This is a genomic window from Pseudomonas sp. TWI923, assembly GCF_039673365.1.
GTDB classification, from domain to species: Bacteria; Pseudomonadota; Gammaproteobacteria; order Pseudomonadales; family Pseudomonadaceae; genus Aquipseudomonas; species Aquipseudomonas sichuanensis.
In genome coordinates, this window is sequence record NZ_JBDJLM010000008.1 from 102,906 (window position 1) to 123,760 (window position 20,855).

Annotated in this window: 21 protein-coding genes; 10 read left to right on the top strand and 11 right to left on the bottom strand. The window is 65.1% G+C overall.

From position 1 onward, the window contains the following. The first annotated feature begins 40 nt into the window (after positions 1-40). Complete coding sequence (locus tag ABE459_RS06085; RefSeq protein ID WP_323830543.1) at positions 41-2,134, top strand: acyltransferase family protein; 2,094 nt, start codon at positions 41-43, stop codon at positions 2,132-2,134. A gap of 57 nt (positions 2,135-2,191) precedes the next feature. On the opposite strand, the gene ABE459_RS06090 is transcribed toward ABE459_RS06085, so the two are convergent. Beyond that, positions 2,192-2,833 (bottom strand): DUF1109 domain-containing protein, encoded by a 642-nt coding sequence (locus ABE459_RS06090; RefSeq protein ID WP_323830542.1) that lies wholly within the window; start codon positions 2,831-2,833, stop codon positions 2,192-2,194. Beyond that, entirely contained in the window at positions 2,820-3,407 is a 588-nt protein-coding gene (locus ABE459_RS06095; RefSeq protein ID WP_323830541.1) for a sigma-70 family RNA polymerase sigma factor, read from the bottom strand. Before ABE459_RS06095 ends, ABE459_RS06090 begins: the two co-directional genes overlap by 14 nt. 214 nt (positions 3,408-3,621) lie before the next feature. Between ABE459_RS06095 and ABE459_RS06100 the strand changes: the two genes are divergently transcribed. The 4 genes from ABE459_RS06100 to ABE459_RS06115 are packed head-to-tail and all read left to right on the top strand — an operon-like array spanning position 3,622 to position 5,989. Next, positions 3,622-3,909: a DUF2282 domain-containing protein gene (locus tag ABE459_RS06100; RefSeq protein WP_125463414.1), complete on the top strand. Its 288-nt coding sequence runs from the start codon at positions 3,622-3,624 to the stop codon at positions 3,907-3,909. Positions 3,910-3,925: 16 nt separating this feature from the next. Continuing rightward, complete coding sequence (locus ABE459_RS06105) at positions 3,926-4,759, top strand: DUF692 domain-containing protein (RefSeq protein WP_323830540.1); 834 nt, start codon at positions 3,926-3,928, stop codon at positions 4,757-4,759. Continuing rightward, entirely contained in the window at positions 4,756-5,511 is a 756-nt protein-coding gene (locus tag ABE459_RS06110; protein WP_323830539.1) for a DNA-binding domain-containing protein, read from the top strand. The genes ABE459_RS06105 and ABE459_RS06110 overlap by 4 nt, the downstream gene beginning before the upstream one ends. Positions 5,512-5,521: 10 nt before the next feature. Continuing rightward, the gene (locus tag ABE459_RS06115) at positions 5,522-5,989 is read left to right on the top strand and encodes a DoxX family protein (protein WP_323830538.1); all 468 of its coding nucleotides are present in this window, start codon (positions 5,522-5,524) and stop codon (positions 5,987-5,989) included. Positions 5,990-6,143: 154 nt separating this feature from the next. On the opposite strand, the gene ABE459_RS06120 is transcribed toward ABE459_RS06115, so the two are convergent. The 7 genes from ABE459_RS06120 to ABE459_RS06150 form a co-directional block, all read right to left on the bottom strand. Beyond that, positions 6,144-6,593: an NUDIX domain-containing protein gene (locus tag ABE459_RS06120; protein ID WP_323830537.1), complete on the bottom strand. Its 450-nt coding sequence runs from the start codon at positions 6,591-6,593 to the stop codon at positions 6,144-6,146. A gap of 72 nt (positions 6,594-6,665) precedes the next feature. After that, positions 6,666-7,136 (bottom strand): arsenate reductase ArsC, encoded by a 471-nt coding sequence (locus tag ABE459_RS06125; protein WP_258706104.1) that lies wholly within the window; start codon positions 7,134-7,136, stop codon positions 6,666-6,668. Positions 7,137-7,163: 27 nt separating this feature from the next. Then, complete coding sequence (locus tag ABE459_RS06130) at positions 7,164-8,447, bottom strand: arsenic transporter (protein WP_125858073.1); 1,284 nt, start codon at positions 8,445-8,447, stop codon at positions 7,164-7,166. A gap of 22 nt (positions 8,448-8,469) precedes the next feature. After that, positions 8,470-8,817: a metalloregulator ArsR/SmtB family transcription factor gene (locus ABE459_RS06135; RefSeq protein WP_125463407.1), complete on the bottom strand. Its 348-nt coding sequence runs from the start codon at positions 8,815-8,817 to the stop codon at positions 8,470-8,472. A 318-nt stretch (positions 8,818-9,135) separates the two neighbouring features. Then, complete coding sequence (locus ABE459_RS06140; RefSeq protein WP_223811896.1) at positions 9,136-9,969, bottom strand: hypothetical protein; 834 nt, start codon at positions 9,967-9,969, stop codon at positions 9,136-9,138. Between the two features lie 75 nt (positions 9,970-10,044). Continuing rightward, entirely contained in the window at positions 10,045-11,925 is a 1,881-nt protein-coding gene (locus tag ABE459_RS06145; protein ID WP_125463406.1) for a hypothetical protein, read from the bottom strand. Between the two features lie 12 nt (positions 11,926-11,937). Then, positions 11,938-13,452 carry an OmpA family protein gene (locus ABE459_RS06150; RefSeq protein ID WP_323830536.1) on the bottom strand — a complete coding sequence of 505 codons (1,515 nt, stop codon included), beginning with the start codon at positions 13,450-13,452 and terminating at the stop codon, positions 11,938-11,940. 409 nt (positions 13,453-13,861) lie between these two features. Here ABE459_RS06150 and ABE459_RS06155 point away from each other — a divergent pair, with 409 nt between their 5' ends. The 3 genes from ABE459_RS06155 to ABE459_RS06165 all read left to right on the top strand — a co-directional run bounded on the left by ABE459_RS06155 (position 13,862) and on the right by ABE459_RS06165 (position 17,780). Further along, on the top strand, positions 13,862-16,474 hold the full coding sequence (locus ABE459_RS06155; protein ID WP_323830535.1) for a trypsin-like peptidase domain-containing protein: 2,613 nt from the start codon (positions 13,862-13,864) through the stop codon (positions 16,472-16,474). Between the two features lie 50 nt (positions 16,475-16,524). Continuing rightward, on the top strand, positions 16,525-16,998 hold the full coding sequence (locus ABE459_RS06160) for a hypothetical protein (RefSeq protein ID WP_323830534.1): 474 nt from the start codon (positions 16,525-16,527) through the stop codon (positions 16,996-16,998). A 74-nt stretch (positions 16,999-17,072) separates the two neighbouring features. Next, a complete protein-coding gene (locus tag ABE459_RS06165; protein ID WP_346647997.1) occupies positions 17,073-17,780 on the top strand; it encodes a hypothetical protein in 708 nt (235 codons plus the stop codon). Positions 17,781-17,830: 50 nt separating this feature from the next. On the opposite strand, the gene umuC is transcribed toward ABE459_RS06165, so the two are convergent. Together umuC and ABE459_RS06175 are read right to left on the bottom strand one after the other, a co-directional pair. Then, positions 17,831-19,114: a translesion error-prone DNA polymerase V subunit UmuC gene (gene umuC / locus ABE459_RS06170; protein ID WP_323830532.1), complete on the bottom strand. Its 1,284-nt coding sequence runs from the start codon at positions 19,112-19,114 to the stop codon at positions 17,831-17,833. Then, positions 19,098-19,529, bottom strand: a complete 432-nt coding sequence (locus tag ABE459_RS06175; protein ID WP_125463400.1) for a S24 family peptidase — start codon at positions 19,527-19,529, stop codon at positions 19,098-19,100. Before ABE459_RS06175 ends, umuC begins: the two co-directional genes overlap by 17 nt. A gap of 208 nt (positions 19,530-19,737) precedes the next feature. Between ABE459_RS06175 and ABE459_RS06180 the strand changes: the two genes are divergently transcribed. Both ABE459_RS06180 and ABE459_RS06185 read left to right on the top strand, forming a co-directional pair. Then, positions 19,738-20,460 carry an SOS response-associated peptidase family protein gene (locus tag ABE459_RS06180; RefSeq protein WP_346647998.1) on the top strand — a complete coding sequence of 241 codons (723 nt, stop codon included), beginning with the start codon at positions 19,738-19,740 and terminating at the stop codon, positions 20,458-20,460. A 15-nt stretch (positions 20,461-20,475) separates the two neighbouring features. After that, on the top strand, positions 20,476-20,855 hold a 380-nt coding region (locus ABE459_RS06185; RefSeq protein ID WP_346647999.1), incomplete at its 3' end, for a transposase.

Sequence of the window (20,855 nt, forward strand, 5' to 3'; positions counted from 1 at the left end):
GATTCTGAAGGCGATTGGAAGGGAATTAAGGACTACCACTGTGTCAAACGACAAAAGCTATCCGCTCACGCCACACGATGTTTCAAACGTTCTTCCGCCCAGCGGTGCAACGACTACCCAGCCGGCCCAAGGCACCGCAAGAACAGTTGATTATCGAGCGGACATCGACGGGCTGCGCGCGATTGCCGTTCTGCTGGTGCTGGTCTTCCATGGCGGGCTCACGCTGTTCCCGTCGGGGTTCATCGGCGTCGATATCTTCTTCGTCATTTCCGGCTACCTGACCTCGTCGATCATCCTCAGGTCCATGGAAAAGGGCACGTTCACGTTCTCCGGGTTCTACGCGCGACGGATCTGGCGGCTTCAGCCAGCAGTGCTGGCCCTGCTGGTCGGTACCCTGGCCGTGGCCACCGTCCTGTACCTGCCCTATGACTATGTCAATTTCCTGAAGAGCGAAAAGTACACAAGCCTGCTGCTGTCAAACCAGTACTTCGGCAAGGCAACGGGCGGCTATGCGACGGCGGACGCCGCGACCCTGCTGCTCATGCACACCTGGTCGCTGGCCATCGAGTGGCAATGGTACATCGTGCTGCCGCTGGGGCTGTGGCTGCTGAACCGCTCGCTGAGCAAACGCCAGCTGGGCTATGCCTGTGTACTGTTGACGCTGCTGTCGTTCGGCGCCGCACTGTACATTTCCAAGGCTTTCTATGGGCATGGCTACTACTTCTTCACAGCGCGCATCTTCGAACTGATGATCGGTTCCTGCGTCGCCGTGCTGGGCAACGGCAGAAAACAGCCTGGCAAGGTCATGGCCTCGGCCATCGCACTGGTTGCGATGCTGGTCATCGTCCTGACCGCCCTGCAGGTCATCCCAGTGGCGAGCTACCCGGACCACCACGCGCTGCTGGTCTGCCTGGCCACCGCCGCACTGCTGTTCGTCGGCCCCTCCAGCATCACCTCCAGGTTGCTGTCGTCCAGGCCTGTGGTATTGATCGGGTTGATCTCGTACTCGCTGTACCTGTGGCACTGGCCGATCATCGCCACCGTCAACTACCTGGGCATGGAAAAGACCCCAACGGTCATCGCCAGCTACTTCGCCCTCACCTTCGCCCTGGCCACGCTGTCCTACCTGCTGGTGGAAAAACCACTGCGCCACTCGCGCCTGGGCTTCACCAAGACCCTGGTGCTGATGCTGATCGTACCGGCCATCGGCCTGTCGGCACTGCATGCCGCCGGGAAGAAGGCCGACGGCTGGCCCGCCCGCTTCGACTACGGTACCAACGGCGTCCTGACCCGCCTCAAGGCCGCCGAAGTGCCTCACCGTGAAAAATGCCTGGAAGGTGCCCGTGATGGCTCGGACGAGCGTTGCGCCATGGGTGACGTGCAGTCGCCAACCAAGGCGCTGCTGATCGGCGACTCGTTCTCCAACCAGGAGTGGGGTTTCATCGATACCCTGGCCAAGGACGCGAACATCTCGGTCATGGCGCAATCCTTCTCCGCTTGCCTGACCTTGCCTGGCGTCTACCTCTACGACTGGTACAAGTTCAAGGAGCTGTACGTTACCTGCCACGCGGCCAGCGCCGACTATTACCAACTGATCAAGCAGAATCAGTACAAGTACGTGATGCTCGGCCAGATCTGGGAGAACTACGTGAACACCGACAGGGTGGTCAACTCCCTGGAGGACGAGCGTACCGAGGCGCTCTCCAACCAACGCCTCAAGGCCGCACTGCTTGAAGGGCTGCAGGTCATCCGTGAGGCCGGTGCCATTCCGGTAATCGTCAAGGCCAACATGCTCATGCCGGCCGACGTCAACAACTGCGTGTACCGCAACATCAAAATGCGTGGGATGTTCGGCGTCGCGACCGAAAGCGCGCATTGCAACCAGCAACCTTGGGATGGCGTTGAAGAGCCCAAGCTCACCGCACTGTTCAAGGCCGCGCAGGAGGCGTATCCAGAGTTGATCATCATTGATCCGAAGGATGCCCAGTGCCGGGACGGCGCCTGCCTGATGGCCATCGACGGGGTGCCGGTGTACCGCGATATCGGTCATATCACCGATTACGCCTCGTACTGGTTTGGCCAGCAGTACCTGCAGCACAAGGGCAACCCCTTCCTGCAACCTGCCCGGCAATAACCGGCCAGCAGGGCCAGCGCAAGGCTGGCCCTGCAACCTCGTGATGGGCGCAACGGGTCACCAGCGCAACAGTCGCGGGCCGATAGCCGCCCCAAAAAGTGTCGGCAACAGCATCCCCAACACATACCAGAGCCCCCAGAACGGCACGCCCATCTCCGGGCAATGCAGGCAGTAGGCCAGGGTTGCCGTCGAACCAGCCAGCAATCCGCCAGCCGCTCCCGCCTGGCGCAGGCGGGTTGGCGCCAGGCCGCGCAAGGCCCAGAACACAGCGATCAGGCAAGGTAGCGATAGCAAGGCAATGTTCAAGGCACAGGTGCGCCAGGTGCGGCCCAGGACAAGGTCGGCGCGGGCTTCGACAGGGGTACCGAGCAGACTGATCGCCGCGCCCAGCCAGACCAGCACCAAGGGCAGGCCAAGCAGCCCCCACAAGGCACCGCCCTTCACACCCGGCCGGGCCAGCCGCTGGGTCAACCACAACCCGAGCAGCGCCAGGCTGGCGGGCAGTGCAACCTTGGCCCAGAACAGTGGCGTGCGGATGACCTCGCCCAGGTCGCTGCGTACACCGTAGATGGCCGCTGTCATCAGCACCGCGCCGAGCAAGCCACCAAGCAGTGCAACACCCAGGCGCTTGGCCGACACGTGCCGGTCCACCGGGCCCTCGTGGCGGGCCAGCAGGTCAATCCAGTCATTGGTGTTCATGGTTACTCCTGCCTCCAATCAACCTGGCCAAGGCTTTCAGCCCTCGATGTATGCCCACCTTGACCGCCGAACTGGAGAGACCGGTGAGGCGTGCTGCTTCCTCCACCGACAACCCCTGCAACTTGACGTGCACGATGGGCAGGCGCTGACGTGCCGGCAATTGCTCGAGCAAGCGCTCAAGGTCCAGGCTGGCCTCGGCCGGCTCCGCACCGGTGCCGGCGAACAGGTCGGTGTCATCGTCCAGCGGCTCGTTGCGTGCCTCGTGGCGGGCGAAGCTGCGCAGATGATCGGCCAGCTTGTAGCGGGCTATCGCCTGCACCCAGGCGGTCAAAGGCTGCTGCGCCTGGTAGGTATGACGCGCGTTGTGCACCGCCAGCAGCACTTCCTGCACCAGGTCCTCGACCTCACTGGGGCGCCTGGCCAGGCGCCGCTGCAAAAAGCCACGCACATGCAACGCCAGAGCCGCCAGAAAATCGCGGTATGCCACTGCATCGCCCGAGAGCCCGCGCAGCAGCAAAGCCTGCAACTGCAACTCGCGCGCATTGAGCACTGCCTGAGGATTAGTTCGTTGCATTGGCCGCCTGGGTTACACCCTCGCCGCGTTTCTTTTTATCGGCCCCCTGTCGCACACCCCTGCCGTGCGAACGTCGGCCTGCCTCAATAAGGTAGGTGGCCTGCGCACATTGCGAGAAATATTTTGTAGTGGCTGTAACCCGAAGGACGAGTGCGGCGAACTAGTCCATGAGCCGCCGGTATTTCGCCACGGCCCCATCCTTTGGAGACTCGCCATGAAAGCTTTCGCCCTCACCACTGCCGCCCTTGCCCTCGCCTCGCTGGCAAGTGTCGCCATGGCCGCGGAAACCGCCCAACCCGCCGGCACCGGTGCCGCCATGGAAAAATGCTACGGCGTTGCAATGGCCGGCAAGAACGACTGCAAGGCTGGCGCCGGCACCACCTGCGCCGGCAGTGCCAAAAAAGACTATGACGGCATGCACTGGAAGAACGTCCCGGCCGGCTCCTGCACCTCGATCAAGACGCCCAACGGCATGGGCTCGCTGACCCCGATCAAGTCCTGAGTACAGGAGGCCGACCATGAACGGCAACACGCGGCTGGGCGCCGGGCTCGGGCTCAAGGCCGAGCACTACGCTCAGGCCTTGGCCCACCGCGCCGATGGGCTGTGGTTCGAAGTCCACCCGGAAAACTACATGGTCGGCGGCCCACGGCTCGCCTGGCTTACGCGCATCGCCGAGCAGCATCCGCTGTCGCTGCACGGCGTTGCGCTGTCACTGGCAGCCGATGCTGAACCGGATGCCGCGCACCTAGGGCGTTTGCGCGCCTTGATCGACCAGGTGCGCCCGGCGCTGGTGTCCGAACACCTGGCCTGGTCGACCTGGCGCGGCCAGTACCACCCCGACCTGCTGCCCTTCCCCCGCAGCAGCGAGGCACTGGGGCGAATCGCCGACAACATCCAGCGCAGCCAGGAGGCCCTGGGGCGGCGCCTTTCCATCGAGAACCCCAGCCACTACCTGCAGTTGCAGGGGCATGACTGGGACGAGATCGATTTCCTCGCCGAGCTGGTCCGGCGTACCGGCTGCGGCTTGCTGCTGGACGTCAACAATGTGCACGTCAGCGCACACAACCTGGGTTTCGACGCCACCGACTACCTCCATCGGTTCCCGGCCCACGCCGTGACCGAGGTGCACCTGGCGGGGTACAGCCACGACGACCAGGGCGCGCTGCTGATCGATTCCCATGACGACAGCATCGCCGAACCGGTCTGGGCGCTTTACCAAGGGTTGATCGAGCGCATCGGACCACGCCCGACCTTGATCGAACGTGACGGCAAGCTTCCCCCCTTCAACGAGCTGCTCGCCGAGCGCGACCGGGCCCAGGCAACGCTGGAACAAACTGGAGGCTTGTCATGAATCCCTCTTTGCGCCAGTTCCAGGACGCGTTCGTCGACGCGCTGCAAGGGCGGCCGGCGCCACAACTGGCGGTGCTGACCGAGCAGCCGGCGTTTGCGGTGTACCGCAACACCGTGCTGGCTGGCTGCGTCGATGCCCTGCGCGCCAACTTCCCCAGTGTCGAGCAACTGGTCGGCCCAGCCTGGATGGGTGATGCGGCGGCAGCCTATGCGCGGCAGTCACCGCCCAGCGATACCCGGCTGATTCACTACGGCGCAACCTTTGCGGCCTTTCTCGAAGCGACGCAGGCGCAGCACGGCCTGCCTTACCTGGCCGATGTGGCGCGCCTGGACCGCTTGTGGAACGAGGCCTTCAGCGAGCCCTGCGATCCCTGCCTGGACCTCGCCGAACTGGCCGGCATGACCGCCGGCGACCTGGCATACAGCCATCTGCGCCCGCGCGCCAGCGTACGTTGGTACTGGTTCGCGCACCATCCGGCGTACAGCCTGTGGCGCTGCAGCCGCGAACAGTTGGCCTGGCCGCAGGAGCAGCCCTGGGTCGCCGAAGGTGTGCTGCTGAGCGGCGATGCCGACGGCGTGCGCCATCACCCCCTGGAACACGGTGGCTGCGCCTTTCTCCAGGCCTGTGCCGGCGGGCTGACGCTGGACCAGGCGTCGCAGCTCGCGCTGCAAGCCCAACCCGACCTGGACTTCACCGACCTGCTCGGCCGGCTGTTGCAAGTCCGGGCTTTTCGTCCACTCACATTCGCCTGAAGGAGCTGCCATGGACATCACCCACACCAGCGGGCCGGCCAACAGCCTGCGCCATCACTGGAACCGACTTGCCGAGCGCCTGCAACAGCTGCTGAGCGACAACCTGTTGTGCCTGGTGGCCCGGTTCGGCATCGCCTCGGTGTTTTTCCTGTCCGGGCGCACCAAGGTCGAAGGTCTGCTGACCATCACCCCCGGCACCTACGAGCTGTTCCGCAGCGAATACGCCCTGCCACTGCTCTCACCCTGGCTGGCGGCGCACCTGGCCGCCTATGCCGAGCACCTGTTCCCGCTGCTGCTGGTACTCGGCCTGCTGACCCGGTTGTCGGCCATGGCCTTGCTCGGCATGACCACGGTCATCGAAGTGTTCGTCTACCCCGATGCGTGGCCCACTCACCTGACCTGGGCCGGACTGCTGTTGTTGCTGATCGCCCGAGGGGCCGGGGCCTTTTCGCTGGACCGCTTGCTCAAGCTGCGTTGATGCCTCGCAGAAGCCTGTAGGAGCGGCCTTGCCGGGGCGCCGGACCGGACGGAAAGGGCTGCGCAGCAGCCCCGGCAATCTTGAGCCAGACTCAAGATCCGGGGGCCGCGCTGCGGCCCTTTCCGGCCGGTCCGGCGCCCCGGCAAGGCCGCTCCTACAGGGGATCGCACTCAACCCACCTGCCCTTGTGGCCGTGCACCTGCAGCGCGGCGCCGAGGAACACCAGCGCACGCTGGAACAGCGGGTGACATTCGTTCAGAGGGAGCTGGTCGAGCTCGGCCCAGAAAAACTCGAACACATGACCATGGTCATCGAGCGTCTGATGGGCCCATTGCTCAGGTAGCGGCTCCTTCACTTCACACAGCTGGAACGACCAGACCTGCCCCTGGTGGCCGGCATCCCAACACCCCAGGTCAGCCTTGATCAGCGCACCGCTGATCCCGGATTCCTCGCACAACTCACGCACGGCTGCCGCACCCGGCGCTTCGCCCTTTTCGATGCTGCCCTTGACCAACTGCACACCCGCCAGAGGATGGCGGAACAGCAGCAGCCGGGGATACGGCGAGGATGACAGCACCACTGCACAGGCTTTGTTGGGGAGCATGACGGTTTCCTTGTCGGCGCTTGCGGCCGGCGATCATACGCCGTGGGCCGGCCCCTTCCGAGCAGCAAAGGCTCAAAGACCACCAATACGCTGCAACTCGCGCTTGAGCGCCTCGGGTTCCAGCGCGGCGAACGGCAACGCGAAGAACGCCATGCATCGCCGCTCGATATGAGCCAGGGTGGCCTGGAAGGCGGCATCGATCGCCGCCTCGTCACCCACCACCTCGGAGGGATCCTCCAGCCCCCAGTGGGCCTTCAGCGCCGGGCCGAAGTACACCGGGCAGGCCTCACCCGCCGCCTTGTCGCAGACGGTGATGACGATGTCCGGCGGGTTGTCGGCAAAGGCATCGTTACCCTTGCTGCTCAGGCCGGCGATGGCGATGCCGGCCTGCTGCAGGGTCGCCAGGCTGCGCGGCAGCACCTGGCCCTTGGGAAAACTGCCGGCGCTCACCGCCTGGAAGCCTTGCGGCGCCAGGTGGTTGAACACCGCTTCACTGAGGATGCTGCGGCAACTGTTGGCCGTGCACATGAACAGGACTCGCATGAAAGCTCCTTCGCAGGGTGGTGGGTGTCACAGGCTCAGGCGCAGCGCCAGGGCCGACAGGGTGATCAGCAGTACCGGCAAAGTCAGCACAAGGCCGACCTTGAAGTAGTAACCCCAGCTGATGCGCATGCCTTTGCGCGCCAGCACGTGCAGCCACAGCAGCGTGGCCAGGCTGCCGATGGGGGTGATCTTCGGCCCGAGGTCGCAGCCGATGACGTTGGCGTAGATCATCGCCTCGCGCACCAGGCCCTCGGCACCGCTGGCCTGGATCGACAGCGCCCCGATCAGCACGCTGGGCAGGTTGTTCATCACCGACGACAGCAGCGCCGCGAGCAGGCCGGTGCCCAGGGTGGCGCTCCACAGGCCGTGGGCGGCGAGCTGATCGAGCAGCCGGGCCAGCAGGTCGGTAAGGCCGGCGTTCTTCAGCCCGTACACCACCAAGTACATGCCCAGGGAGAAGATCACCACCTGCCAGGGCGCCTCGCGCAGTACCCGGCGGGTGGAGATGCGGTGGCCACGGGCGGCGACCGCGAACAGCAGCGCCGCGCACACGCTCGCCACCACGCTGACCGGGATGCCCAGCGGCTCCAGGGCGAACAGGCCGACCAGCAGCAACAGCAGCGTCGCCCCACCGACGGCGAAGGTGGCCGGGTCACGTATCGCCGAGCTCGGCGCCGGCAAGGTGTCGGCCGGGTAGTGCTGTGGCAGGTCACGGCGGAAGAACAGCCACAACACCAGCAAGGTGGCGCCAATGCTGGCCAGGTTCACCGGCACCATCACCGCGGCGTAGTCGGCGAAACCCAGGCCGAAGTAGTCGGCCGAGACAATGTTCACCAGGTTCGACACAACCAGCGGCAGGCTGGCCGTATCGGCAATGAAACCGGCGGCCATGACGAACGCCAGGGTAGTTGCAGGGGAAAACCGCAGCGCGATCAGCATCGACATGACGATGGGGGTGAGGATCAGCGCCGCACCATCGTTGGCGAACAGCGCCGAAACGGCGGCGCCAAGCAGGATGCAAAAGGCGAACAGGCGATGAACACTGCCCCTCGCCCAACGCGCCACATGCAGGGCTGCCCACTCGAAGAAGCCCGCCTCGTCCAGCAGCAGGCTGATGATGATGATCGCGATGAAGGTGGCGGTGGCATTCCAGACGATGGCCCACACCACAGGGATGTCCTGCAGCGAGACCGCGCCCACGGCCAGGGCGATGATCGCGCCCAGCGTGGCGCTCCAGCCAACGCCAAGGCCCCTGGGCTGCCAGATGACCAGGGTGAGGGTGAAAACGAAGACGGCAACGGCGACCAGCATGGGGGCCTCGCTTGGCAGGTGTTCAGCAGCAGGCGGCAGTGCGCACCGGGCGCTCTTGCATGTTCTGCAGGCGTGTGGCGTTGGCCTGCAGCCACGTGGCATTGGCCTGCAGCGTCAGCTGCAGCACCTCGTGCACCCAGGCAGGCAATTGCGGATTGAGACGGTAGTACACCCATTGGCCCTGGCGGCGATCCAGCAGCAGGCCGCTGCTGCGCAACTGGGCGAGGTGGCGGCTGATCTTGGGCTGGCTGTCGTCCAGGGCGCACATCAGTTCGCAGACGCACAGCTCGCCCAGTTGGGCGATCAGCAAGGTGGCGCGAGCGCGGGTCTCGTCCGCCAGGCTCTTGAAGAGCTCGGGTGGGGTGATCATGGCAAAACCTTTGAGCAGTGTGCGATCGAAGAGCTGGGGCTGACGGCGGATGCCGGGGTGGCTGCTTGATTCTTTTTTGACGCTGCCGGCCCTTTCGCGGGTAAACCCGCTCCCACAGGCTCACCACAATGTTGGAAGGTTGTGGTGAACCTGTGGGAGCGGGTTTACCCGCGAAGGGGCAATACATATGGAGATGCGAATATACGGATTTCCATATACAAAACACAGCCCTGTGACCGTAATTTTTCGAATTCGGCCAGCCACCAGGTGCTGCGTGCTGCAGCCATTGCGACTGCGGCGCGCAGCACAGCCGTGCCATCACTCCAGGGTGGCGGTCAGCTCCGGGTTGCCAAAGCCTTGCAAGGTTGCGTTGGACTTGTCGAAGTAGGCGCGCCAGAAGGTTTCCAGGTTCTGGATCATCTTGCCGCTGCGGTAGCCGTTCTTGGCCGTGGTCGGCACGAACGCCGCGCCGTGCACATAGATGCGCGCACCGCCGAAATCGGCCAGCAGGTTCTGCTTCTGCACTTTGGCCAGCTCGACGTTGGGGTCGATCTGGCGGATGCCGTTGGCCTGGTAGAAGCTGCCGAAGTCGCTGTATTCGAGCATGTCCGACATCACCAGGATGACGTGCTCGTTGACGTTTTCGGCCTTCTGCAGGTCTTCGCCGACCGCCTTGAGGCTGAACAGGATCTCGCTGCGCGGAATGTCCGAGCTGGACTTGCCCATGACCCCGGCGAACGCCTTGCCGAAACGCTGGTACAGCAGCGCCGACTGGCCTTTGAGGCAGTTGTCCAGCTTGCGTGCCGACATCATCGGCACATTGCCCAGCACCGCCTCGTCGAGGGGCTTTTCCAGCTCTGCGGCGTATTGCAGGCGCGTGTAGTGCCCGTCCAGGTAGGCGCTGAACGAGTACAGGCGCAGCTTGTCGCCCGGCTGCAGGAAGCGCTTGATGTGCCCCCATGCAGTGCGTTGCAGGTCAGTGGTCAAGGGCGTGGTCTGGTCGACCACGACGGTGAGCAGGCGCCCCGAGGGGGCGCTGCGGAACTCGTCGACCCGGGCCTGGGTGTAGCAGCTTGGCAGGTCATTGCGCTCGGCCGCCATCAGGGCGCTCGGCGCAAGGATCAGGGCAAGCAGCAGGCGCTTGAGTTTCATCGTACCTCCGAAGGGGGTGTGCCCGGGCCGAGGCGCTAGCGCTATGGGCAACGCCTCGGCGGGCGGTGAGTCCGGTCAGGCCGGCTGGCTGTTGGGCTTGTCCAGCATCTGCAGGCGGCGGGCACGCTTGAGCGTGTCGAGCTCGGCCCCCAGGCGCTGTGCCACGTAGGCCAGGTCGTCCTCGTGGAACTCGGTCAGGTCACCGTACTGGTGCGGGTCGAACCCGCCGACGGCAGGTGCGGGCGCTGGCGCGGCGGCTACCACCGGTTGAACAGGTGCGGGTGCCGGGGCAACCGCCTCGACCGGCGCAGGCGCGACCGCCACTTCCACCACCGGTGCCGGCGCAGGGGCTGGCGCGACGGTCACGGTGACCGGTGCGGTAGTGGTCACCGCCACCGCTGGTTGGCTGACATCCACGCTGAACATGGTCACCAGGCCATTGAAGGCATCGCGGTACTGCTGCAGCTGCGGGTCGTTCATCTGGGCGATGCGTGGGCGTGCAACCCGGATGATCTCCTGGATGCGCGCGTTGTCATCGGCGGCGATGGCGGCCTTGAGGTCTTCGGTAGCCTTGATGATGTAAGCCTCCACCACCTTGAGGCTTTCATTGGCCATGCTGTCGGCGTTCTCTTTCTTGCGGCGGAACGCCCGGCGCGCTTCCTGCTCGGCGATGAATACGCTGAAGGTGCGCTTGGCGTTGTCCTTGCGCAGCTTCTCGCGGTCGTCGCCGCTGACCCGGAACACGCTCAGTTGCAGGGACTGCAGCTTGCCCAGCGAATCCTGGGCGTCGGTGGCGACTTCGCGCGCCTTGGTTTCGTGGTAACGCACAAAATCTGCGGCGCTGGAGAACTTGCGCACCAGGTCCCAGGCGACCCGCGAGTGGGTGCCGGCGAAGCCGAAGCGGTAGGCCAGGAAGGTACTGGTGAGCTGGATGAAGATGAACAGCCCGCTGAGCACGGCGAAGGTCACCAGCGAAGCACGGTGCAGTGCGTCGATCTGATCCTGCGCCGACTTGCCCGCCGCCTCGTTGGCGATACCCTGCATGTCGCTCGGTACCGGGAAGCTGTCGTCAGCGCCAGCCGGGAAGTCATCGGCCGCTTGCGACACCGCCGGCGGATGGGCGATCAACTCGGCTTCCTGGGCGTTGAGAGTTTCGGTGCGCACCCAGAAGGCCGCGATCGCCAGGCCCAGGATGAACACGCCATAGGCCACGACCAGGCCGAAGCGCTTGGCCGGCTTGTCGCCGTTCTTGGGCAGCTTCACCCGATTGAGCATCTGCTGGTAATGCGGCTTGCCATCATCGATGTGGGTATTGTCGAGGGTCACCAGGTGGGTACGCACCATGTCGCCGTCGGCACCCGAGGCGCGCACGCTCTCATAGCCGAGAATCTTCGCTACCACGTTGTTGAGGTAAAGCTGGCGGCCGGCGAACTCGGACAGGAACACGCCGATGATCGAGATCACCAGGCCGATGGCGAAGGCACCGGCGATGGCGGTGTTCGGGGTGGCCAGGGTCAGGGCGAACGGCGCCAGGGCGAAGCCGAAGGCGCTGGCCTCGATCAGCATCAGCACGATGATCAGCAGCCACAGGCTGAAGCCCTTCTCGTGGCGGTTGTCTTCGTCGATCTTGCCCAGGTAGTCCTGGCAGCGACGGAAGTTGGCTTCCGACGGCTGGTGGTTGAGGTAGTAGGTTTCGTAGAGGCGGCACAGCTGCGCCTCGGACTCATAGAAACCGACGGCGTTCGGGCACTCCTGGTCGGCCGCCTCGCGCGAGCCCGGATGCTTCACCCAATGGGCGACACGGCCGAGCCATGGCAGGCCGATACGCAGCTTCATCAGCCAGTAACGGACCTCATACCAGTGGGTGATGATCGGGATCGCCAGGAACAGGGTCGTGACGATCGGCACCACGATGTGCCAGTAAAGCGAAAAGAATGTGCGGATGGCATCTAGCATTGGTTGGTCCTGTTAGCGCGCAAGCTTGGGTTTGAACTGGGCGACGTAGGCGTTGTTCTGTTTGGGGTAGTAGATCTCGCCGGCGACGGCGGAGCCGGCACGCTTGTCGAAGACGATGTCCATGCAGGTGACGGGGGTTTTCTTCTGGTCCACCGCGAAGACCCGATAGAGGATCTGGGTTTCACCTTCGTAGGTGTTGGCCACCGAGCTGTACACCGGGCTCTGCTTCTTCGAGCCGCTGGCGAAGTCGGAGATGAACTGCATCTTCGGCGCCACCGCCACCTGGGCGTTGTCGCGCAGGATGCCCACCGGGCCGACCGTGGCCACATGGCCATTGACCTTGCTGCCCCAGACCTGGCCGTTGAGGCCAGGGAAGAAGTCGTTGGTGCGGTAGTCCTTGAGGGTGGCGCCGGTAGCCAGGTTCTTCACCTCGCCCTCGACCCGCGGCAGGTCGCCCACGCACGAGGTCACCGGCGCGCTGGCGTAGGCCGGGCTGATGACCGAGAAGGTCGAGCTTTTGGGCGTGATGTTCGAGGCCAGTGCCGACTGGGTGCTGGTGACCGGCTCCCCGCCAAAGTCGATGCCGCCCTTGCCATCGAGCTGCACGATGACCGCCGCTGCGGGCTGGTCGGGCAAGGTCGGCGCCTTGTCGTTGTGCACCGGCGCAGGCGCACGGGTGTTTTTTGCCACCGTCACCTTCTTGCTCGGCGCCTGGGCCTTCACCTTCGGTTGCGCCGCCGTGCCATGGGCCAGGTACTTGGCGTTGCTGCGCTCGTCGTTGACCCGCTTGACCAGCACCTGCTCGTTGTCCACCTCGACGAACTCGACGCGGCGGTTCTGCGCGCGCCCGGCGTCACTGGCGTTGTCGGCCAGTGGGCGCGAGGCGCCGGCGCCCTGGTAATAGATGTCCTGCCGGGCGATACCGGCGCTGGCGAGGATATCGCCCACGGCGCGGGCGCGCTGCTCGGACAGGCGCTGGTTCAGCTCGGCGCTGCCGCTGGAGTCGGTGTGCCCGACCACCAGCACTTTCTTGCTCGGTTTGCCGGGTTCGGCCTTGCCACGGTTGCTGGCGAACTCCCGGGCCAGGGCGCTGAGCTTGCGCATGCCATCGGCGGTCAGGGTGGCGGAGCCGGAGGGGAACATCTCCTGCATCTGCACCTGGGCCTCGAGGCCGACCGAGGCCTTCTTGCCGGTGCTGGCATCGACCACCTCGATTTCACGCACCTGCGCCTGCAGCCCTTCCTGGGCGGCGACCGCCTTGAGCCGATCAACTCGCTGCTTATAGGCATAGCCTGCGGCGCAGCCCACTGCCCCGCCGGCCACCGAGCCTGCTGCGATCTGCTTGCCGTTGCCCCCCGCCGCCGCCACGATCGCCCCGCCGATCACGGCACCGGCCAGCGCGCCGGCACCGCAAGCAAAACCATTGGAGTTGTCACCGAGCGTCTTGTCGATGGTGGCGCAACCACTCAATCCGAGCGCGACCGCCGCGGCCAGCGCAGTGGGCCGCATGAAGCTGGAGCCGAACATTTCCCTTCCTCTTTGCTGCCCGCTGCAGCGGGCGTTTTCAGCGTCAGTGCCGGATGCCTGGCCGCCGTGCCCGGCAGCATCCTTGTAAACCCGCTTGAAAAAGGCGCGTGCGCACACCGACAACGGGCCTGCTTGCAGGCTCGCCGGGGCGATAAGGGGGGAGTGGTGACAGGGACTCCATTCCCGCGGGTACGCTGCCTTTCCTGGCGTTTCATGGCTAGGGGCCACTAGTTACTATGAAACTGCCTGTATTACAAGATTTGTCCAAGAAACCGGCGTCAAACTGCCGCAGAGGCGCACCTTGACGCTGGCGATGACAACCCGAGAGCGCCCAGGCCAGCACCTATAATTGCCTGCTACTGGCCCGGCGCCACCGGGCCAGCCAGGCGACTGACTGCTGGAGTACACCGTGAGCCTTCCATGCCGACGCTGTTGGCCATTGCTGGCCCTGGCCCTCGCCTGCCCCGCCCATGCTGCGGTGGACGCCGTCGACAACCAAACGCTGAGCACCCTCCGCGCCCAGGCCGAAGCCGGCGACCCGGCCGCCGCCCAGCGCTACGGCTGCCTGTTCATCGACCAGCCAGGTGTCGAGCCGGATGCCCCCAAGGCCCGCCAGTGGGTGGAACAGGGGCGCAACCTGCCCGCCCTGCTACGCCGCGCCGACGCAGGCGACACCGACGCCATGGTGCAGATCGGCGACACCTACTTCGACACCTGCCTGCACGACAGCTTTGCCCCGTTGGCCATGCCCTGGTACCGCAAGGCGGTGGCCGGCGGCGATATCCGCCGCGCCTGGCGCTTGATGGACGATGCCCGCACGCTGGACGAAAAGCGCCACTGGGCCGAGATTGCCGCCGCCATCGTCACCCTCGAGGGCAAGCCCAGGGACAACCGCTATGGCGGCGAGACGTTTTTCGGCAACCTCGCCGAGCACAGCGGGCAGGATATCCCCTGGGGGCTGCGCCATGCGCCCGGCACCCGCTACCTGAGCCTGCGCCCGGTGCAGGTTCGCCTCAAGCCCGACCCCGCGTCCCCGGCGATCCAGGACATCGGCCGCTGGCACCTGGTGTATGCACGCCCGGCCCAAGCGCCCGGCTGGCTGGCGGTGATTGCAGCCAGCGAAGGCCCCTACCCGGATACCTTGGGCTACCTCAACCCTATCGACACAGCCTCGGTAACGCGTTTTCTCGACCGGCAACCGCAGGTGCGTCCCGACCGCCAGGCGGTGTATGGCCTGGTGGGTTATTTGCGCGAAGCGGACCTGGCCAGCCTCGACCAGCCTGCGCCCCTGCCCTTGCCCACGGTGGGCCTGATGCCCGTACCCTCGCTGTGGCGAGGTATCGGCATCGAGGAAGACCGCCGGTTCATCACCGATTTCAGCCAGCCGCCCTATGACGCCCTGGCGCAGGTGAAAGCCAAAGACGGCAGCTGCAGCGGTGCCGTGGTGGGCACGCCGACCCTGGTGGTCACCGCCGGCCACTGCGTCGACAAGACCGACCGCAAAGGCAAGGTGCAGGTGGTATTCGAACGCTCGGCCGCGCAGAAGGAGGTAATCCCGGCCACCTTGATCAGCTACCAGCACAAGGGTGGCGCGGACTGGGCCCTCCTGCGCCTGCGCAAGGCGCCCGCCACGCCGGTGACGCCGCTGGCCTTCGCCGACAGCTTCGACGCCGCCCGCTCGGCGCAACTGCAAGTCGCCGCCATCGGCTACCCCGGCGACCTGTTCAAGCTGTCCATGGCCAGGCTGGGCTTCGTCGCGCCCTCACTCAAGCAGTGCACCCTGGACATCAGCCGGCACAGCTACAACGCCCAGCAACGGACCATCCTGTTCAACCACTACTGCAACATCTGGTTCGGCGACTCTGGCGGGCCTCTGCTGGTGTGGAACCCCGGCAACGCCCGTTTCGAACTGCTGGGCGTGCACGCCGGCGTGGACGATGGCTTCGAAGGCACCCACCGCAAGACCCTGTTCACCGACAGCCGCTTCAGGGCCTTGATGTACAAGGCCTACCAGCAAGTGGAGGTGCCGTTGCTGGGCAACCGCCAGCAGGCGTTGGACAAGACGGCCTACTTCCGCCCGGCGCAGCAGGCCGACAAGGACAACCCCGGGGTTTCGACGGTGGCACGGGCCTACCGCGAGCGGGTCGAGAGCCTGTATTTCGACCGCTCGACCCTGAGCCTGGCGCTGATCGAAACCCTGCGCCAGCAGGCCGGCCAAGGTCCACGGCGGGATGCCCCCGACAAGCTGGGGTTCTGGACCACGCCGCCGGAGGACGGCTTCAAGGTGATCGGGCCCGTCGATGAAGCCCGCCTGGCTTGCGCAGCCACCTGCAACAAGGCGGTGCTGCGCGCCAGTGGCGCGAGCTTGCGCTATGGCGAGCCGGTCGATTTGCAGCAAATGGCCAGGCGCGACGACACCCTGGTGATGCCGGGCTCGCGGCGTGTCATCGTTGGCGGCGATCTGTTTCACGTGGGGAACGATGGCCGGGTGGACGCCGTTGCCCGGCAGTTCATGAACCTCAAGGCCAGTGGCCCGGGGTTCAATGCGTTCTACCAGAGCCGCTACGGTGAGCCCGCCGAGGCGCTGGCGGCCACGGCTATCGAGCCCACCGCTGAGCTGCACGCCGGGCCGAACTTTGGCAGCGATACACCCACCCGCATTCCCGGCGGCCAGCTGATCACTACGCCCGAGCTGGCCAGCGCACTCGCCGCCGCTAATCCGCCCGTGGTGATTGCTTCGATGGGAGGCAGCATCGGCGTACCGGGTACCCTCGACCTGCATTACTCGGCCGAGGGCGGCAATTTCAGTGACCAGACCCAGCAACGCCTGGCCAAGGACCTCGCTGCGTTGACCCACGGTGACAAGGCACGGGCGCTGGTTTTCTATTGTCATGGTCCCCAGAGCTGGTTGAGCTACAACAGCGCGCTGCGCGCCATTGCCCTGGGCTACCGCCAGGTGTATTGGTACCGCGGCGGGATGAAGGCGTGGGTCAGGTCGGGGGCGCCGCTGGACTGGATGTGACAGGCCCATCACCCCGACCGAATGCAACCACTCAACCTCAAGGCCATACCATGAACCGAAAAGCACGACGTGCTGCGATGCTTGCCAGCCTGGCCGATGCCCCGGTGCCCGTGCGCAGGTTCGACGCTGACTGCATGACGCTGATACCCGAGTGCCGGTCGATCATCGACGCCCTTTCGCTCGTAGAAAACGGCGGCGCGCAATGGGCGCATCGCGCCGTCACGTTATGGTTCGATGGCCCGGCACCTGCGTGGGTGCTGCTCTACCAGTTCCCGGACATGGCCCCGTACTTCGACTTCGCGTATAGCAGCAGGCAACCGCCGCAACAGGCCTTGGCCGCGTTACTGGCCAGTTACCCCCAGTGCAAACTGCTCGATTGGTCCCCCGGCCATCTTGTATGCCTTGAAGCGGTCGAGATGACCCTCGAAGCGCAGGCCGAGATGATCGGCGACTTTGCCGAAACGGTCTGGGCGCTGCGCGACCCGGTGATCACGGTTTCCTACGAAGTACGAGGCAGGGCGTGAGGGGCCTGCGCTTGGCGCTTTCTTGCTAAACTCGCGCCTCTCGACGCCAATCGCCACGGATGCCACTTTTTGTCATGAGACGCCTGCTCACGCCTCTGCTGTTTACCTGCCTCAGCCTCCAGGCGCACGCCCAACCCGCAACGCTGCTTCCCGGTGAAGCGGAGTATCGGCAAGCGGCGCCGATCCTCGACGAGATTGACCGCAGAATGATGGAACTGGTGAATCGACGCGGGCCAGACGGCCGAATGAATGAAGCGTCCAGGCAGGCGTTCGTCGATTACACACAGCAGCATCTACCCAGCGCCAATACGCTGCTGGAGGCCGCCATCGCTGCCGGTAACCCGGCCGCTGAGTATCGCTTGGCGCAGTTGCTCGGTGTCTTGGACGGCCAGGGGCAGCGTGCCGAGATATGCAGGTTGTTCAAATCGAGCCTCAAACGCGGCTTCACGCCTGCGGCGCTGCAAATGCGCGTGAACTGCCTGAGCGATATCGATACGCCCGAGTACATTGCGCAGGTCAAGGCCTTGCCGGAAATGCCCGGGCCTTATGCGCGCTACTATCCGCAGCCGACCATCCTTGAGTACTGCTCGCAGGCTCGGCCAATGCCCACCGTGGTAATGCAACTTGATGAACCGGCCTTCAGGGCGAATCTGTATTTCGCCATGCGCGATGTGCTGGTTGATTCAGGCGCCAAAGACAAAAACGTGAAGTTTGCGTATCAGTTTAAAGCCCTCGAGTACGGTTGCCCGCGGGTTCAGGGGTGGCTGGACAGGCAGATTTGACCGCTTGGCGCCGGTGAATCAGCCTGCGGCGGCCCGCACCGTGCAGCAACTCACCGTGACCCCACCGTCCACAACTGCTCGATCCGCGTGGTATAGGACGGGCTCATCATCGCCCGGCGCATCCCCCACTCGGGCGTTGCGGGCACGCTGCCGGCCCTGAGCGTCCCCCGCCCATAGCGCCCGTTGACCTCGTCCAGTACCGACATCAGCCGGCCACTGGCCAACGGCTGGCCCTGGGCGAACAGGTCATCGCTGAACTCCCCCGGCTGGCGCAGATCCAGCAGCAACACCTCGGCCTTGCTGTAGCGGTAACCGGCCTGGTAGATCCGCGCCACCGCCTCGGTCGCCATCCGCGTCAGCAGCAAGGTGTCGTCTGTAGGGTATGGCAGCTCCACCAGCACGCCCTGCACGTGGTGGCGTTCATCGGGGTTGAACAGCCCGGTGCGGATGCTCACCCGCATGCGCTTGCACAGCGAGCCCTGGGCCCGCAGCTTCTCGGCGGCGCGCCCGGTGTAAGTGGCCACCGCCTGCTTGATCGGCGCCAGCTCGGTGAGGCGCTTGCCGAACATCCGGCTGCAACAGATCTCCTGCTTCGGCGGGTCGGTTTCTTCCAGCGCCAGGCACGGCGTGCCGGTGAGCTCCCGGGCGGTCTTCTCGACCACCACGCTGAATTTTTCGCGCAGCAGCCGCGGGTCTGCCAGGGCCAGGTCCATCGCCTTGCGGATGCCCAGCTCGGCCAGGTGCGCGGTCATGCGCTTGCCGATCCCCCACACCTCCTCCACCCCGGTATTGCGCAGCACCCAGTCGCGCTTGAACGGCTCGCAGATGTCCACCACCCCGCCGGTTTGCGCCTGCAAGCGCTTGGCCATGTGGTTGGCGAGCTTGGCCAGGGTCTTGGTGCGGGCGATGCCCACCCCCACTGGGATGCCGGTGCAGCGCAGCACCCGAGCGCGGATATCGCGGCCGAACTGGGTGAGGTTGCCCGGGATGCCGGTGAAGTCGGCAAAGCATTCGTCGATGGAATACACCTGCGCCGCCGGCACCATCGACTCGATTAAGCCCATCACCCGCTCGCTCATGTCGCCGTACAGCGCGTAGTTGGACGAGAACGCCAGCACCCCGTGCCGGCGCAGCTTGTCGCGGATCTGGAAGTACGGCTCGCCCATTCGCGCATAGGCCTTGGCCTCGGCACTGCGGGCGATCACGCAGCCGTCGTTGTTGCTCAGCACCACGATCGGCGTGCGCGCAAGGTCGGGGCGGAACACCCGCTCGCAGCTGGCGTAGAAGCTGTTGCAGTCGATCAGCGCGAACACCGGCTCAGGCATTGGGGTCATGGCTGCGCACACTGAAGGTCACCACGCCCCAGATCGCCAGCTCGTCGCCTTCGAGGATGTAGCGCGGCGGGTAGCGCGGGTTCTCCGAGCGCAGCGCCACCTCGCCACCGACCCGATGCAGGCGCTTGCACAGCGGCTCGCCGTTGACCGCCGCGATGACGATATGCCCATGGCGCGCCTCCAGGGCGCGGTCGACGATCACCAGGTCACCGTCGAAGATCCCGGCGCCCTGCATGCTGTCGCCGTCTATCCTGACCAGGTACATGTGCGGCGCACGCAGGTTGAACAAGTCGTCCAGTGACAGCGGTTGCTCCATATGGTCTGCCGCCGGTGACGGGAAGCCCGCCGGTACGCGAAACAGGTAGCGTGGGAGCGAAGCACTCCCACACGCGATCGGGCCGAGGATGGCGGTCATGACGCAGCCTTGAAATAAACTGTATGTATATACAGTTAATGGTGATTCCAGGCGCCGGTCAATTTCGGCGTAGGAAATTTCGACAAATGGAAACCCCGGCGCATATCCCGGACTCAAGAGGTCAACGTAGGAGCGGGCTTGCCCCGCGATCACCGGCAAAGCCGGTGCCATGCGCCCCATAACCGACAGCCCCAAGAATGGAGGCCCCATGTGCGGACGCTTCGCCCAATACCAAGGCCTGGCCGACTACCTGCGTGAACTGCAGGCCGAGCAGGACGTGGTCAGCGGCTACGACAACCATCCCATCGCCCGCTACAACGTGGCCCCCGGCAGCCGCGTGCTGGTGCTGCACAACGCCGAAGACGGCTTGCGCATCGACCCCTGCCACTGGGGTTGGGCGCCGTTCTGGGCCAAGGACAAACGCCCCGCGCCGATCAATGCCCGGGTCGAGACCGTGACCACTGGCAAGTTTTTCAAGGCCCTGTGGCCCCAGGGCCGGGCGCTGGTGATGGCGGATGGGTGGTATGAGTGGGTGGCCGATCCGTTGGACCCGAAGCGCAAGCAGCCGTATTTCATCCGCCTGAAAAGTGGCGCGCCGATGTTCATGGCGGCGCTGGCCGAGGTGCGGCCGGGGTTGGAGGCGAACGAGGGGGATGGGTTTGTGATCATCACTGCGGCCAGTGATGCGGGGATGGTGGATATTCATGATCGGCGGCCGCTGGTGCTGGGGGCGGAGCATGCGCGGATGTGGATTGATCCGGAGTTGACGGCTGTTGAGGCTGAGCGGGTGGCCAGGGAGCAGTGTTTGCCGGTGGAGGCGTTTGAGTGGTTTGCGGTGGGGCGCCAGGTGGGGAATGTGCGCAATGAGGGGGCGGAGTTGATCCTACCGCTGCCGAGGGTGTCAGAAATTTTGTGTTCGGGCATACCATGAGTAAGAGGTGCATGTATGCCAACCAGAAAGAAACCGCTTCGAGAGTTACCGAAGGTCCCGAAAGAGCTGCTTGAACAGTTTTCCGCGACCCCACTGATGACCGCAGAGGCTATCGAAGAGGCCTCTGCCGCCTTCAAGAAAGCACTGATCGAGCGAGCCCTGAACGCCGAACTTGGTCATCACCTGGGCTATCCGCCGGGCGCGCAGCGCCCAGAGGATGAGACCAACCAGCGCAATGGCACGAGTGGCAAGACTGTACTGACAGGCGATGGCCCGTTACGGCTGGATATCCCTCGGGACCGTGACGGCAGTTTTTCGCCCATTCTGATCCCCAAGCATGAGCGCCGTTACACCGGATTCGATGACAAAATCATCGCCATGTACGCCCGTGGAAT

Excerpts from the sequence above, each read along its gene's own strand:
- ABE459_RS06135 (WP_125463407.1), bottom strand. The coding sequence starts at position 8,817 with ATGATCACCCCACCCGAGCTCTTCAAGAGCCTGGCGGACGAGACCCGC.
- ABE459_RS06165 (WP_346647997.1), top strand. The coding sequence starts at position 17,073 with ATGAGACGCCTGCTCACGCCTCTGCTGTTTACCTGCCTCAGCCTCCAG.
- ABE459_RS06140 (WP_223811896.1), bottom strand. The coding sequence starts at position 9,969 with ATGAAACTCAAGCGCCTGCTGCTTGCCCTGATCCTTGCGCCGAGCGCC.
- umuC (WP_323830532.1), bottom strand. The coding sequence starts at position 19,114 with ATGACCCCAATGCCTGAGCCGGTGTTCGCGCTGATCGACTGCAACAGC.
- ABE459_RS06115 (WP_323830538.1), top strand. The coding sequence starts at position 5,522 with ATGGACATCACCCACACCAGCGGGCCGGCCAACAGCCTGCGCCATCAC.
- ABE459_RS06100 (WP_125463414.1), top strand. The coding sequence starts at position 3,622 with ATGAAAGCTTTCGCCCTCACCACTGCCGCCCTTGCCCTCGCCTCGCTG.
- ABE459_RS06120 (WP_323830537.1), bottom strand. The coding sequence starts at position 6,593 with ATGCTCCCCAACAAAGCCTGTGCAGTGGTGCTGTCATCCTCGCCGTAT.
- ABE459_RS06150 (WP_323830536.1), bottom strand. The coding sequence starts at position 13,452 with ATGTTCGGCTCCAGCTTCATGCGGCCCACTGCGCTGGCCGCGGCGGTC.
- ABE459_RS06125 (WP_258706104.1), bottom strand. The coding sequence starts at position 7,136 with ATGCGAGTCCTGTTCATGTGCACGGCCAACAGTTGCCGCAGCATCCTC.
- ABE459_RS06130 (WP_125858073.1), bottom strand. The coding sequence starts at position 8,447 with ATGCTGGTCGCCGTTGCCGTCTTCGTTTTCACCCTCACCCTGGTCATC.
- ABE459_RS06180 (WP_346647998.1), top strand. The coding sequence starts at position 19,738 with ATGTGCGGACGCTTCGCCCAATACCAAGGCCTGGCCGACTACCTGCGT.
- ABE459_RS06095 (WP_323830541.1), bottom strand. The coding sequence starts at position 3,407 with ATGCAACGAACTAATCCTCAGGCAGTGCTCAATGCGCGCGAGTTGCAG.
- ABE459_RS06160 (WP_323830534.1), top strand. The coding sequence starts at position 16,525 with ATGAACCGAAAAGCACGACGTGCTGCGATGCTTGCCAGCCTGGCCGAT.
- ABE459_RS06145 (WP_125463406.1), bottom strand. The coding sequence starts at position 11,925 with ATGCTAGATGCCATCCGCACATTCTTTTCGCTTTACTGGCACATCGTG.
- ABE459_RS06105 (WP_323830540.1), top strand. The coding sequence starts at position 3,926 with ATGAACGGCAACACGCGGCTGGGCGCCGGGCTCGGGCTCAAGGCCGAG.
- ABE459_RS06090 (WP_323830542.1), bottom strand. The coding sequence starts at position 2,833 with ATGAACACCAATGACTGGATTGACCTGCTGGCCCGCCACGAGGGCCCG.
- ABE459_RS06110 (WP_323830539.1), top strand. The coding sequence starts at position 4,756 with ATGAATCCCTCTTTGCGCCAGTTCCAGGACGCGTTCGTCGACGCGCTG.
- ABE459_RS06175 (WP_125463400.1), bottom strand. The coding sequence starts at position 19,529 with ATGACCGCCATCCTCGGCCCGATCGCGTGTGGGAGTGCTTCGCTCCCA.